Source organism: Novosphingobium profundi (assembly GCF_020524485.1).
GTDB lineage: Bacteria > Pseudomonadota > Alphaproteobacteria > Sphingomonadales > Sphingomonadaceae > Novosphingobium > Novosphingobium profundi_A.
The window spans coordinates 529,671-542,841 of the sequence record NZ_JAIVLF010000004.1; the positions used below are offsets into that span (position 1 = coordinate 529,671).

Annotated in this window: 11 protein-coding genes; 2 read left to right on the top strand and 9 right to left on the bottom strand. The window is 66.1% G+C overall.

Going from position 1 to position 13,171, the window contains the following annotated elements; all coding sequences use genetic code 11:
- Positions 1-21: 21 nt before the first annotated feature.
- The 5 genes from LC060_RS12880 to LC060_RS12900 form a co-directional block, all read right to left on the bottom strand.
- Complete coding sequence (locus LC060_RS12880) at positions 22-891, bottom strand: hypothetical protein (RefSeq protein ID WP_226636125.1); 870 nt, start codon at positions 889-891, stop codon at positions 22-24.
- 11 nt (positions 892-902) lie between these two features.
- Positions 903-1,799 carry a histone deacetylase gene (locus LC060_RS12885; RefSeq protein WP_226636543.1) on the bottom strand — a complete coding sequence of 299 codons (897 nt, stop codon included), beginning with the start codon at positions 1,797-1,799 and terminating at the stop codon, positions 903-905.
- A gap of 82 nt (positions 1,800-1,881) precedes the next feature.
- The gene (locus LC060_RS12890) at positions 1,882-2,220 is read right to left on the bottom strand and encodes a hypothetical protein (protein ID WP_226636127.1); all 339 of its coding nucleotides are present in this window, start codon (positions 2,218-2,220) and stop codon (positions 1,882-1,884) included.
- Positions 2,220-3,884, bottom strand: coding sequence for a DNA repair protein RecN (recN, locus tag LC060_RS12895; protein WP_226636128.1), 1,665 nt, complete (start codon positions 3,882-3,884; stop codon positions 2,220-2,222). The genes LC060_RS12890 and recN overlap by 1 nt, the downstream gene beginning before the upstream one ends.
- A gap of 475 nt (positions 3,885-4,359) precedes the next feature.
- Complete coding sequence (locus LC060_RS12900) at positions 4,360-5,157, bottom strand: outer membrane protein assembly factor BamD (protein ID WP_226636130.1); 798 nt, start codon at positions 5,155-5,157, stop codon at positions 4,360-4,362.
- Positions 5,158-5,350: 193 nt separating this feature from the next.
- Here LC060_RS12900 and LC060_RS12905 point away from each other — a divergent pair, with 193 nt between their 5' ends.
- Positions 5,351-7,147: a cation:proton antiporter gene (locus LC060_RS12905; RefSeq protein ID WP_226636133.1), complete on the top strand. Its 1,797-nt coding sequence runs from the start codon at positions 5,351-5,353 to the stop codon at positions 7,145-7,147.
- On the top strand, positions 7,144-7,581 hold the full coding sequence (locus LC060_RS12910) for a GNAT family N-acetyltransferase (protein WP_226636135.1): 438 nt from the start codon (positions 7,144-7,146) through the stop codon (positions 7,579-7,581). Before LC060_RS12905 ends, LC060_RS12910 begins: the two co-directional genes overlap by 4 nt.
- Positions 7,582-7,700: 119 nt before the next feature.
- On the opposite strand, the gene LC060_RS12915 is transcribed toward LC060_RS12910, so the two are convergent.
- The 4 genes from LC060_RS12915 to alaS all read right to left on the bottom strand — a co-directional run bounded on the left by LC060_RS12915 (position 7,701) and on the right by alaS (position 13,119).
- Positions 7,701-7,904 (bottom strand): hypothetical protein, encoded by a 204-nt coding sequence (locus tag LC060_RS12915; RefSeq protein ID WP_226636137.1) that lies wholly within the window; start codon positions 7,902-7,904, stop codon positions 7,701-7,703.
- 115 nt (positions 7,905-8,019) lie between these two features.
- The gene (locus LC060_RS12920; RefSeq protein ID WP_226636139.1) at positions 8,020-8,946 is read right to left on the bottom strand and encodes a glutaminase; all 927 of its coding nucleotides are present in this window, start codon (positions 8,944-8,946) and stop codon (positions 8,020-8,022) included.
- 70 nt (positions 8,947-9,016) lie between these two features.
- On the bottom strand, positions 9,017-10,090 hold the full coding sequence (locus LC060_RS12925) for an acyltransferase family protein (RefSeq protein WP_226636141.1): 1,074 nt from the start codon (positions 10,088-10,090) through the stop codon (positions 9,017-9,019).
- A gap of 371 nt (positions 10,091-10,461) precedes the next feature.
- A complete protein-coding gene (gene alaS / locus LC060_RS12930; RefSeq protein ID WP_226636143.1) occupies positions 10,462-13,119 on the bottom strand; it encodes an alanine--tRNA ligase in 2,658 nt (885 codons plus the stop codon).
- Positions 13,120-13,171 lie beyond the last annotated feature (52 nt).

A 13,171-nucleotide genomic window follows, 5' to 3' on the forward strand; every position in this document is an offset into this window, starting at 1 on the left:
CCCGGCTTTTGCCTCCCGATATCAGTGGTAGATGATCTCCGCCCGGCGCATCACGACATCCGGCAGCGCGCCATCGCCCTGTCTGAGGATGATCCGCCAGGACTTTCCGTCCTCGCCCGTCGCACCGAACATGGCTTCGGCGTCATAGCCGCCTCTCGCCAGGACCTCGTCCGGCACGTGCCGCAAGTGCCAGCCGAAATTCACATCATGCTCGTAGTGCCCCAACTCGATCCGGAACAGCGCATCAAGCGGCACCTGCGCCAGCGCCGCACGCGGCGTCCGGCATACGGCATCCTCCTCCGGCTCGCAGGTAATGCCAAAGGGAAGCTGTCCGGGCGCAGCGGCGGCCCGCATGGCCGTAACGAGCGCCCGATAGCCCGCCAGCGTCTGAGGCTTGCGCAGCGATACATAGCCTGCCTGCGCATTGCAAACCTGCGTATCCGCGCCAGTCTCTGGCAAACGTACCGCCGCGATCTCGAAGGCACGCGGCGCCTTGATCGCAAGCTGGGTCTGCGCTTCGGCCTTGTCCTCCCCGGACTGAGCGCCCTCGAGCCGTACGAGGTAATCGGTGCGCCGGCACACATCGGGCGCCGCCGCGCGCGCGGGAGCCCTATAGACCGCATAGAAGACAACCGTCGGCGAAAACCAGCGCTGCACCGAGCCCTCTACAACTTTGGCGGCGAGATCGGGCGGGAGCAGGCGCGCCTTCAACGCCATTGCATCCTGGCTTTCGATCTCGCCCAAGGTGATCGTGGAAGGCGCACTGGCGGCGACAAGAAAGGTCGCACAGGCCAGTCCGGTCAGCCTTCGCAGCATGGTCTTCTCCTTCTGTCCAATTGGATTGGTAGCAGACGGAAATGGCGACAGCCAAGCAGGATTGCCGGTCTGCAAGGCGCGGCAGTTCAGCCCAGCACGTGGCCCAGCGTCAGGATCGTGCGTGCGTGACGCTGGGCAATCGCCATGCGGTCCGCGCCGTAGCCACCGCCAAGTGTGCTGGCCACAGCGATACCGCGCGCCCGCGCCTCGCCCGCAACCATGCGATCGCGCGCCTCCAGTCCCTCGTCCGACAGCGCGAGGCGTCCGAGCTTGTCGTCCGCGTGGGCATCGACGCCCGCCTGCAGCAGGATGAGTTCGGGCGCGAAGTAATCGAGCACCTGCGGGAACGCACCGGCCAACGCCTCCAGATAGGCCGCATCGCCCAGGCCATCGGCAAGGCCAATATCGAGCGAGGAGCGCGCCTTGCGCGAAGGAAAGTTCTTCTCGGCGTGAAGTGACAAGGTGAAGATATCCCCCCGCCCGGCCGTCAGCGCGGCGGTGCCATCACCCTGATGCACGTCGAGATCGAGGATAAGGACGCGGGAGACCTCGCCCTCCTCGATCAGCCGGTTGGCCGCCAGAGCCAGATCGTTGAACACGCAGTACCCCGCGCCGGTATCGGCCAGCGCATGGTGGCTGCCGCCCGCGCTGTTGGCGGCGTATCCGTGAGCAAGCGCGAGCCGGGCCGCCAGCCATGTGCCTCCCGGCGAAAGCTGCGAGCGGCGCGAGATCCGCGCGTCGATGGCAAAGCCGATCCGGCGCTGCTTGGCCGGCGGCACACGGCAGGTGAGGACCTCCTCGACATAGGCCGGGTCATGGACAGCTTCGAGCCATTCGGGCGGCATGATCTCAGGTTCATGGACCGTCATCGCCGCCCCGCTCTCACCCAGCGCGCGCATGACGAGCGCGTACTTGTCGTGCGGGAAGGTGCCGGACCGGGCGGTTTCCACCGCATAATCGGGGTGATGGACGATGTGCAGCATCCCCCTGCCGTTAACCGGGCGCACCGCTGCGGTCGAGCCCCCGAGGCGCGCAACGCGTCGCATTGTGGCTCGGCTTCAGGCCTTACGCTCCCATCCACACGACAGGGTTGGTGGCGCACAGGAAAACCGAGTTCAGCGCCACGAGTGCCAGATCGCGTGCCCCGCTTTCATCCCCGAACCAGCGCAGGAAGCGGGAGAAATTCCAGGTCCCCAACACGCCCGCCAGGATCGTCCAGGCGAGGATCGCCACCCCGAACGGGGTCATTGCAAAGACACTGAAGCCCGAGAGGGCGAGCCCCACGAGGAGAAGGAGCATCCAGACCGCGCAGCCAAAGGAACTGAGCCCCCAGGCCAGCGCGACAAAGGGAAAGGCAAGTGTTGCCCCAAACGCACCCAGTTCCGCGCGGGTGGGGCGGCGCATCAGGCGCCCTGGAGCAGCCGGTCGGCCTGCGCGCGCGCTTCCTCGGTGACCTGCGCGCCCGAGAGCATGCGCGCGATCTCTTCCTTGCGCTCGGCCTCGCTGAGCGGGGCGACCGAGGTCTTGGTCACCGTCCCGCGCGAGGACTTGGAAATCATGTAGTGGCGGTTGCCGCGCGCGGCGACCTGCGGGCTATGCGTGACGGCCAGGAGCTGCCCATTCGAGGCGAGGCGCGCGAGGCGCTCACCAATGGCATCGGCCACCGCACCGCCCACGCCCCGGTCGATCTCGTCGAAGATCACCGTGGCCGCCCCGCCCTCTTCGGCCAGCGCAACCTTGAGCGAGAGGATGAAGCGCGACAGTTCGCCGCCCGAGGCAATCTTGGCGAGCGGTGCGAACTCGGCGCCCGGGTTGGTCGAGATGAGAAACTCCACCCCGTCCATACCGCTCGCGTTCCAGCGCGCCTCGGGCAGCTTGACGACCGAGGTCTGGAAGCGCGCGGCGTCGAGCTTGAGCGGGGCGAGTTCGGCCGCCACAGCCTTGTCGAGCCGCCGCGCGGCCGAACGGCGCAAGTCATGGCGCTTGCTCGCCTTGTCGCGGTAGTCGAGCGCGGCCTTCTGCGCGGCGGCCTCCAGCCTGGCGATATGCTCGCTCCCCCCCTCGATCGCGTCGAGCGCGGCGCGCATTGTCGCCATCTTTCCAGGCAGGTCATCGACGGCACAGGCATGCTTGCGGGCCTGCGCGCGCAAGTCGAACAGGCGTGTCTCGATCCGGTCTAGCTCGGCCGGATCGAAGGCCAGCGCCTGCGCGGCTTCTTCCAGCTTGGCTTCGCTCTCCCCCGCCTCGATCACCGCGCGGTCGAGCGCGTCGAGCGCTTCGGCGAGCAGCGCATGTTCAGGCGCGATGCGGTCCAGTCGCCGCGCAGCCCCGCGCAGCGCGGCGAGCGGCGAATCGTTGCCGTCCCACAGGAAGCGCAAGCCCTCCAGATCCTCGGACAGACGCTCACCCTTCTGCATGTCCGCGCGGGCCAGCGCGAGGGTTTCCTCCTCGCCTTCTTCGGGTGACAGCGCCTCCAGTTCGGCCAGGTGCGCGGTCAGCAATTCCTCGTCCTCGGCCGCGCGGGCGACTTCCTCGCGCGCGAGATCGAGCGCGTCTTGTGCGCGCCGCCAGGTCTTGAAGGCGGCTTCGAGCCCGGCGAGATCGCCACCGGCAAAACGGTCGAGAAGGTCGCGGTGGCCCTTGGCGTTGACGAGGCCGCGGTCATCGTGCTGGCCGTGGATCTCGACCAGGGCCGGACCGATTTCCCGCAAGAGCGCTACGCTGACGGGCTGGTCGTTGAGCCAGGCGCGCGAGCCGCCGTCGGCCTTGAGCTGGCGGCGCAGGATGAGCGGTTCCCCCGGCTCCACCTCAATGGCAGCGCCCTCAAGAGCCGCTTCCAGGACAGCAGGCAATTGCGCAAACTCGAACGTCGCCGTCACGCTGGCCCGTGCCTCGCCCGCACGGACGAGGCCGGTATCGGCGCGGTTGCCGATGACGAGGCCCAGCGCGTCGAGCAGGATCGACTTGCCGGCACCGGTTTCACCGGTCAGCACACCAAGGCCACGGGCAAAATCGAGGTCGAGTGCCTCGATCAGGACGATGTTGCGGATGGAGAGACGAGTCAGCATGTTCGCGAATCGTTCTACCGTACGAATTCGCTTTCGTCACCCGGCTTTACGCCTGTTAACGTGCTGTCGGTGGGCGCTGGCGCCCCGCCCTGTTGCGTTGCCCTGTTGCGTTGCCCTGTTGCGTTGCCCTGTTCCGGTGCGACCCGAAGGGCGGAGGCGTCAGGCGAGCAGATGGAGCCCGGCGGCGATCCCCAGTGCCCAGACACCAAGGACAAGAGCACACAGGGCCTCGATTTCCCAGCAGCGACCCGGGGCTTCGAAATTGTGCGGAGCAGCCATCTTAGCGAAACTTTCCTGAAGCGATTCGGCGCATCTGTCGCGCCGTTGCTCGCACCTTTTAACTCAACCCATAAAGTAGACAAAGTGAATTTTTGGCAATCGCAATGACCGCGCCACACCGCTGCGTCGCATACGAGAAGCCCCCCGCAGCGCGAAGCTGCGGGGGGCTTGATAACCGTTCGTATGGCCCGTTCGTTCAGGCCGCGATGAAGTCGGGCGCGTTCTTGTCCATGAGCTTGTAGGCGCGCTCGTACCACTTGGAATTGGGGTAATTGTTCTCGAGCACGGCCGCCGCCTTCTGGGCTTCCTCGGGAACGCCGAGCGAGAGGTAGCACTCGACCAGACGAAACAGCGCCTCAGGCGCGTGGCTGGTGGTCTGGAAATTGTCGACCACGGCGCGGAAGCGCAGCGTGGCGGCCAGCCACTTGCCGCGCTGCTGGTAGTTGCGCCCGACGGTCATTTCCTTGCCCGCGAGGTGATCGTTGACCAGGTCGAGCTTGAGGCGCGCGTCGGCCGCGTACTGCGTGGTCGGATAGCGGCGGATGATGTCGGTGAGCGCGGCCTTGGCCTGCTCGGTCGTCTTCTGGTCGCGCGTCACGTCGCTGATCTGCTCATAGTAGCACATCGAGATCAGGTAGTAGGCGTAAGGCGCATCCTTGTTGCCCGGGTGGATCGAGAGGAAGCGCTGCGCCGACTGGATCGCCTTGTTGTAATCGCGCGCGGCGTAATAGCTGAACGCGCTCATCAACTGCGCGCGGCGCGCCCAGGGCGAATAGGGATGCTGGCGCTCGACCTCATCGAACAGCGCTGCGGCCTGCTTGGTGCGGCCGGTATCGAGACGCTCGCGCGCAGCGGCATAAAGCGTGTCGACGTCGCGCGCGACGTAGGCGGTATCCTTGGCGCCGCCCGAGCCGCCACCGCAGCCGGCCGTGAGGACAAGGGCGCCGCATGCAGCGGCCAGGACAACGGGTTTGAGGCGCGAACGTTCGAACATGGCGCGTCTATAACCAGCGCGCGGCTGAACGCCAAGTGAAGTTGCGCACTGTTTTTCCACCCGCCCCTAACCCGCCCTGCCCCGGCCCAGCCCGATCTCAAGGCGATGCAAGCGGGCAACGCCAAGGACTTAGGGTGAAAACTTCGGCAGATGCGCCTTGCCTGCCCCCTCCAGCCTGCCATAGTGGCCAGCAATGGCTGGCAGCAACGAACTCTATTCCCCCGTCATGTCCGACGCCCTCGTCATCCTGGGCGCCGCGGGCATCGTCATCCCCGTCTTCAACCGCTTCAAGATCACGCCCGTGATCGGGTTCATCCTGGTGGGCCTGCTGGTGGGTCCCTTCGGGCTCGGCCGACACGTCTTCGAGCATCCCTGGCTGACCCACATCAGCATCACCGACCCCGGCGGGCTCGACATCTTTGCCGAGTTCGGGATCATCCTCCTCCTGTTCTCGATCGGCCTGGAACTCTCGTTCGGACGCCTGTGGGACATGCGCCGGATGGTCTTTGGCCTGGGCATGATGGAACTGGTCGTGATCGGCAGCGCGCTGACCTTCATCCTCGCCGCCATCGGCCAGGCCTTTGCTGGCGCCGTGGCGCTGGGCCTCGCGCTCTCGCTGTCCTCGACCGCGCTCGTCCTCAAGATCACCAACGCGGCAACGCCCGTGGGCCGCGCGGCGCTGGCCATGCTGCTGTTCGAGGACATCGCGCTTGTTCCCATCATCTTCCTTCTGGGCGCGCTGGCCCCGCACGCATCGGCCGACGGGATGGGCAATCTCATCCACACGCTGCTGTGGGGCGCGGCGGTCATCGCCGGGCTGCTGGTTTTCGGGCGCTACCTCCTGCCCCCGCTCTTCGCGCAGGCCGCGCGCACCAAGAGCCCCGAGCTGTTCCTCGCCGCCTCGATGCTGGTGGTCATTCTCGCCTCGCTGCTGACGGCTGCGGTCGGCCTCTCGCCCATCGTCGGCTCGCTGATCGCGGGTCTCCTCATCGCCGAGACCGAGTACCATTCCGAGGTCGAGCAGATCATGGAGCCCTTCAAGGGCCTCGCGCTCGGTGTCTTCCTCATCACCATCGGCATGAGCATCGACCTATTGGTGGTCTGGGAATACCTCTATTCGATCCTCGTCGCGACGGTCGGCGTGATCCTTCTCAAGGCCGTGGTCACCGGCGTTCTGCTGCGGCTGATGGGCGCGCGGCGCGGCACCGCGACCGAGACCGGCATTCTCATGTCGAGCCCCTCGGAGACCACGCTGATCGTGCTCTCGGCCGCCGCCACCGCGCAGCTCATCCAGCCCGGCACCAACCAGTTCTGGCAGATCGTGACCGCCATCGGCCTTACTGTCACCCCGCTGCTTTCCATGTTCGGCAAGATCGCCGCACGCCGGGTCGATCAGGTCGAGGCCCCGCACCACCCCGCCGAGACCGAGGACAAGCCGAGCACGATCATCATCGGCTTTGGCCGCGTGGGCAAGCTGGTCGCCGACATGCTGACCCGTCACGACCGGCCCTATATCGCGATCGACACCGACACCGACTTTATCGCCGACGGGCGCACGCAAGGCTACAACGTCGCCTTCGGCGATGCCGCGCGCGGCGATGCGATGGAGCGCCTGGGCGCCGAGAACGCAGCCGCGGTCATCCTCACCATGGACGTTCCCGTGACCGCGCAGCGCATCGTGCGCAAGCTGCGCCAGCAGTATCCCGACCTGCCGATCATCGCCCGCGCACGCGATGCCGAGCACGCCGCCCTGCTCTATCGCGCCGGGGCCACCCACGCCGTGCCCGAGACGTTGGAAAGCTCGCTCCAGCTGTCCGAGGCCGTGCTGGTCGAGACCGGGGTGCCAATGGGCCCGGTCATCGCCTCGATCCATGAAAAGCGCGACACCTTGCGCGAACAGATCATGGAACAGGGCGGCCTTGCGGAAAAACCGGCCTTGCGCTCGGGCGTCCTCACCAAGGACCGCGAGACACCGGGAGCCGCGCGATGAGCGTTGAGGTCCGCCCTGCGAGGCGCAGCGATCTCGGCGCGATCCTAGCCCTGGAGGAGGCCACCTTCCCCGAGGAAACCTACGGCGAGATCGCGCTGCGCCAGTTCATCGACCTGTTCCCCACCCGCTTTCTCGTGGCCGAGAGCGCGGGCGCGGTGGCTGGCTATGCGCTGGGCGGCATCGACGATAGAGGCGAAGGCTGGCTGCTCTCGCTGGGCGTCAGTCCGGCCTTTCAGGGCCAGGGTATCGGTACGCGCCTGCTTGGCGCGGTGCTGGCCGCGCTGGACGATGCCCCCGTGATCCGCCTGACAGTCCTGCCGGGCAACGACCACGCTGTCGCGCTCTATGAAAAGAATGGATTTTCGACCGAGGCCTTGCGCCCGGACTACTATGGCCCCGGGCAGGATCGCCTGGTCATGGTGCGCCCCCGCTGACCGCCGGTTGTGCGCTGCGCTCGCTGTCCGAGCGCCCCGGCCCCCTCGCGTCTTGCCGCGCAGATAGGGGCCCGTGCCTGGATCATCAGGCTTGATTCGCGTTAACCAGATGCGCCCCGTCAGTTGGTCTCGATGCGAATGCAGGCATGGAAGGCACCGTCATCCTCGTCCTGCCGGTGCCAGACCTCGACAACTTCGAGATGGAGCAATTCCGCGTCGATCTCGAGCGCAAGGAATTCCCCCTTGTGCGGCAGGAAGTCGAACTCGGTCGCGAACAGCGGCTCCTCGTCATCCTCATCCGCAAAAACATCGACAAACGGCATGCAGAAACCTCCCGAACGTAAAACCTAAGTGAAAGTTCCTATATCATTTTGCATAATGAAATAAATTCCTATTTCGATTTCGAGATTGCCCCGAATAGGTACAAACAACACTTTATTACTTGTGTGACTCAAACACAGACCAGCCCGTCGCCTGGACCAGTTTCTCCAGTGCAACTTGCCCCAGATGCGAATTCCCGCTTGCGTTGAGCCCCGGCGACCAGACCGCGATGCTTGCGCGCCCGGGCGCCACGCACAGGATGCCCCCTCCCACTCCCGACTTGCCCGGAAGGCCAATGCGGTAGGCGAAATCCCCCGAATTGTCGTAGTGCCCACAGGACATCATCAGCGCATTGATACGCCGCGCCCGGCGCGCCGTAACGATCCGGCGCCCTTCCACCTGCCCCGCATCCATCAGGTAGCGCCCGGCCATTGCCAGTTGCCGACAAGACATGGAAAGCGCGCAGAAATGGAAATAGGTACCCAGCACCTTGGCCACCTCGCCGTGGATATTTCCAAAGGCGCGCATATAGTTGCCAAGGGCCATGTTGGTAAAACCGGTTTCTTCCTCGGCCCGCGCCACGGCGCTGTCGATCACGATCGTCTCGTCGCCCGCCAGTTCGCGCACGAAGCGCAGCATCTGCCCGATTGCCTCGCGCGGTTCGAGATGGCCGAGCAGCACGTCGGTCACCACGATGGCGCCCGCGTTGATGAAGGGATTGCGCGGTATTCCCCGCTCGCTCTCCAACTGGACAATGGAGTTGAAGGCCGACCCCGAAGGTTCGCGCCCGACCCGGCTCCAGAGCTGATCGCCCACCGTGCCCAGCGCCAGCGTGAGGGCAAAGACCTTGGATATGGACTGGATCGAGAACGGCTCGTGCGCATCCCCCGCCATGTGCACCGACCCATCTTCCAGAACCACCGCGATCCCGAACTTGCTGTCCGGGACTCCGGCCAGTGGCGGGATATAGTCCGCCACCCGCCCGCGTTCCCGGCGGGTTGCCATGTCGGCGGCAATCTCTTCGACCAGATCCGTGATATCCATGGCAAAAATCGTCGCACAGGCCGCGCCGGGCCGCCAGCGCTAATCGCAAGGCATCCCCTCGGTTGGGAGGCTAGAGCGCCAGTCCCGGGCCTCGCCCGCTAAGCCGCCCTCTCCCGCGCAGGTAGCGCGTGAGAGGCACTTCCACGTGCCGGTGAAAGGCCAGGCTGACAAGCGGCACGAGCACGACCATCAGCGCCACCATCACCACCAGCCCGGCCACGCTCTGGGTCAGACCCGCCGCTTTCCAGGCCTTGCTCACGAACTGGAGAACGAAGACGTGAACGAGGTAGATCGCGTAGGACGCATCGCCCTGGCGATGCAGCCAGACGGCCCGCAGGGTTATCCCGCGCCGCTCAAGCGCCACGGCGCCCAGCACGACGAGCGCGGCGAGCATCGCGCCCCACAGATCGGGATGGGGCAATCCGGACGGAACGTAGAGAACCTCGAGCGCGCAGAGCCCCGCCGCGCCCGCGAACAAGGCGCCACCAGCCAGAGCCGGGGGCAATCCCGAGGAAGGAAGGCTCCGCGCGAGCAGCATCCCGAGAGCAAAGGCCAGCACGCTGTCGGCGCCCCAGTACCCCGCCAAACCTCCAGCCCCGGACACCTGCGCCAGCCACAACAGCCCCAACGCGCCGCACGCAAGCGCCACGCGTCCACGGCGCGGCGCCAGCAGGCAAAGCGCAAAGAGCAGGTAGAAAGCCATTTCATAGTTCAGCGTCCACCCGACCACCAGAATCGGCCGGCGCACGGTGCCCAGTTCGGTAAAATCGGGAAGGAAAAAGAGCGCGGCAAGAAGCGCATCGGGCGTGATAGCGGCCCGGTCAAACAGTCGATACCCCGCTGCAATGCCAAGTACGGCAAGCCCGGTCAGCAGCCAGTAGATCGGCACGATCCGCACGATCCGCTGAACCAGGAACGCTCGCGGAGAAGGTCCCAGCCGGTCACTGCGCATCACGACCAGGAAGGCCGAGAGCACGAAGAAGATATCCACCCCGCGCGCGCCCAGCGCCGGAAGCTCCGGCACCCGTCCCGCAGCCGTGTAATGCGCGAGGTTGTTCGCAATGTGGTGCGCCACGACCATGTAGGCGGCCACGGCGCGCAGCGCCTGTACGTTGACCAGGACAGGTCCCGCAGATCCCGGCATCGATGTCTCGCCTAAAGATGCGGCGAAAATGCCGCGCTCCTAAGCCTACCTCGCCGTGCGGGTATACGGGGAGCGCAACCGGCTCCATAGTGGAGCCAAGACCGGGGGACCGGCCTAAGAATGACAAGAATGAAGTCAAAAAAGAAGTTCCGAGGGCCATCGCCCTCGGGCTCCCCGAACGGGCGACCTCACCTTTCGCGCGCCACCTTGGCTGAGAATGGTGAGGTCGACGGTAATAGGGTCAAGGGGTAATAACCCCTTGAAAAAATACTTCTTCCACCCTGCCCGCTACCCACAACGAAAAACGCCCGAAGGCCGAGCCCCCGGGCGTCTATTCTGGTTCTTCACCACATCGCGTGGCGGAGGAACGATCAGCCGGCGAGCGCGGCCTTTACGGCGGCAATCGCCTCGGCGCCCTTGGAGCCGTCCGGGCCACCGCCCTGCGCCATGTCGGGACGGCCACCGCCGCCCTTGCCGCCCATCGCGGCGACACCGGCGCGCACCAGGTCCACGGCCGAGGCCTTGTCCTTGAGATCGTCGGTGACGGCGACCGCAATCGCGCCCTTGCCCTCGTTCACCGCGACAATCGCCGCAACGCCCGAGCCGATGCGCTGCTTGGCCTGGTCGAGCAGGCCGCGCAGTTCCTTGGGGTCAAGCCCTTCGAGCACCTGGCCCGAGAAGGTGATGCCATTGACGTCCTCGTCGGCCGGGCCCGAAGCCGCACCGCCGCCGCCAAGAGCGAGCGCCTTCTTGGCTTCGGCCAATTCACGCTCCAGCTTCTTGCGCTCGTCAAGCAGAGCAACGACGCGCTCGGTCACTTCGTCGGGCGTCGTGCGCAGCGCCGAGGCCGCGGCCTTGAGCGCGTCCTCGCGGGCGACGAGCCACTGGCGCGCGCCCTCGCCGGTCAGCGCCTCGATACGGCGCACGCCCGAGGAGACGGCGCTTTCCGAAACGATGCGGAAGAGGCCGATATCGCCGGTCGCGTTGACGTGGGTGCCCCCGCACAGCTCGACCGAGTAGGAACGCTTGCCGTCGGTGCGGCCCATCGAGAGGACGCGCACTTCATCGCCGTACTTTTCGCCGAAGAGCGCCATGGCGCCCGCCTCGATGGCATCGTCCGGGGTCATCAGGCGCGTCATCACGCCTTCGTTCGCGCGGATTTCCGCGTTCACTTCGGCCTCGATAGCGGCAATGTCCTCATCGGAGAGCGCCTTGGGGTGGGCAAAGTCGAAGCGCAGGCGGTCGGGCGACACCATCGAGCCCTTCTGGGTGACGTGGTCGCCCAGACGGTCGCGCAGCGCCTGGTGGACAAGGTGCGTGGCCGAGTGGTTGGCGCGGATCGCGTCGCGGCGCGCGACATCGACCGACATCAGCACCGAATCGCCCAGCTTGATCGCGCCGGCCGTAACCGTGCCCGACATCGCGTGGAGGCGGCCCAAGGGCTTTGCCGTATCCTCGATCGTGATCGCAAGATCGCTGCCCGGAACCGCGCCGGTGATCGTGCCCGCATCGCCAACCTGGCCACCCGATTCGCCGTAGAACGGGGTCTGGTTGGTGAGCACGGTGACCTTCTCGCCCGCCTTGGCTTCGCTGACTTCCTTGCCATCGACGAGCAGCGCGACAACGCGACCCTCGCCGGTGGTGGCGGTGTAGCCGGTGAACTCGGTCGCGCCTTCGCGCTCGGCGATGTCGTACCAGATTTCGGCGTCGGCAGCCTGCCCGGAGCCCTTCCACGCGGCGCGCGCGGCGGCCTTCTGCTGCGCCATCGCGGACTGGAAGCCCTCTTCGTCGACCGAAATACCGCGCGGGCGCAGCGCATCGACGGTAAGGTCATAGGGGAAGCCGTAGGTGTCGTAGAGCTTGAAGGCGGTTTCGCCCGCAAGCGTCGCGCCCTCGGCCATGTCGCCGGTCGCCTCGTCGAGCAGCTTCAGACCGTTCGAGAGCGTGCGGCGGAACTGGACTTCCTCGCGCTCCAGCGTTTCCTCGATCAGCGCCTGCGCGCGGCCGAGTTCGGGGAAGGCCTGGCCCATTTCCGCGACAAGCGCGGGCACGAGGCGGTGCATCAGGGGATCCTTGGCGCCCAGCAGGTGCGCGTGGCGCATGGCGCGGCGCATGATGCGGCGAAGGACATAGCCACGGCCCTCGTTCGAGGGCAGCACGCCGTCCGCAAGGAGGAAGCTGGTCGAGCGCAGGTGATCGGCGATCACGCGGTGGCTCGCGGTGCGATCTCCCTCGGCCTTCACCCCCGTCAGGTTCTCCGAGGCGGCAATGAGGTTGCGGAAGGTGTCGATATCGTAGTTGTCGTGGACGCCCTGCATGACGGCCGCAATACGCTCCAGCCCCATGCCGGTGTCGATCGACTGGTTGGGCAGGTTGCCGACGATCTCGCCGCCCGCCTGCTCGAACTGCATGAACACGAGGTTCCAGATCTCGATGAAGCGGTCGCCGTCTTCCTCGGGCGATCCCGGAGGGCCGCCCCAGATGTGATCGCCGTGGTCGAAGAAGACTTCCGAGCACGGACCGCACGGGCCATCATCGCCCATCGTCCAGAAGTTGTCCTTGGTCGGGATGCGGATGATGCGGTCATCGCCCAGCCCGGCGATCTTCTTCCAGAGTTCGGCCGCTTCATCGTCGGTGTGGTAGACGGTGACGAGCAGCTTTTCCTGGGGAAGCGCCCATTCCTTGGTCAGCAACGTCCAGGCGTTGAGGATCGCCTCTTCCTTGAAATAATCGCCGAACGAGAAGTTGCCGAGCATTTCGAAGAAGGTGTGGTGACGCGCGGTGTAGCCCACGTTGTCGAGGTCGTTGTGCTTGCCGCCAGCGCGCACACACTTCTGCGAGGAGGTCGCACGAGTATAGTCGCGCTTCTCCTGGCCCGTGAACACGTTCTTGAACGGCACCATGCCGGCGTTCACGAACATCAGCGTCGGGTCGTTGTACGGGACCAGCGGCGCGGACTGGACCTGTGCGTGGCCCTTGGATGCGAAGTAGTCGAGAAAGGACCGGCGGATATCGTTCGTCGTCTGCATGCAAGCGCCGATAAGCTACCCGGGCGGGGTCGGCAAGACGCTGCGTGCGGTC

What these genes read in the sequence shown, in the direction of transcription:
- LC060_RS12910 (WP_226636135.1), top strand. Translation starts at nt 7,144, where the DNA reads ATGAGCGTTGAGGTCCGCCCTGCGAGGCGCAGCGATCTCGGCGCGATC.
- alaS (WP_226636143.1), bottom strand. Translation starts at nt 13,119, where the DNA reads ATGCAGACGACGAACGATATCCGCCGGTCCTTTCTCGACTACTTCGCA.
- LC060_RS12885 (WP_226636543.1), bottom strand. Translation starts at nt 1,799, where the DNA reads ATGCTGCACATCGTCCATCACCCCGATTATGCGGTGGAAACCGCCCGG.
- LC060_RS12890 (WP_226636127.1), bottom strand. Translation starts at nt 2,220, where the DNA reads ATGCGCCGCCCCACCCGCGCGGAACTGGGTGCGTTTGGGGCAACACTT.
- LC060_RS12925 (WP_226636141.1), bottom strand. Translation starts at nt 10,090, where the DNA reads ATGCCGGGATCTGCGGGACCTGTCCTGGTCAACGTACAGGCGCTGCGC.
- LC060_RS12905 (WP_226636133.1), top strand. Translation starts at nt 5,351, where the DNA reads ATGGCTGGCAGCAACGAACTCTATTCCCCCGTCATGTCCGACGCCCTC.
- recN (WP_226636128.1), bottom strand. Translation starts at nt 3,884, where the DNA reads ATGCTGACTCGTCTCTCCATCCGCAACATCGTCCTGATCGAGGCACTC.
- LC060_RS12915 (WP_226636137.1), bottom strand. Translation starts at nt 7,904, where the DNA reads ATGCCGTTTGTCGATGTTTTTGCGGATGAGGATGACGAGGAGCCGCTG.
- LC060_RS12920 (WP_226636139.1), bottom strand. Translation starts at nt 8,946, where the DNA reads ATGGATATCACGGATCTGGTCGAAGAGATTGCCGCCGACATGGCAACC.
- LC060_RS12900 (WP_226636130.1), bottom strand. Translation starts at nt 5,157, where the DNA reads ATGTTCGAACGTTCGCGCCTCAAACCCGTTGTCCTGGCCGCTGCATGC.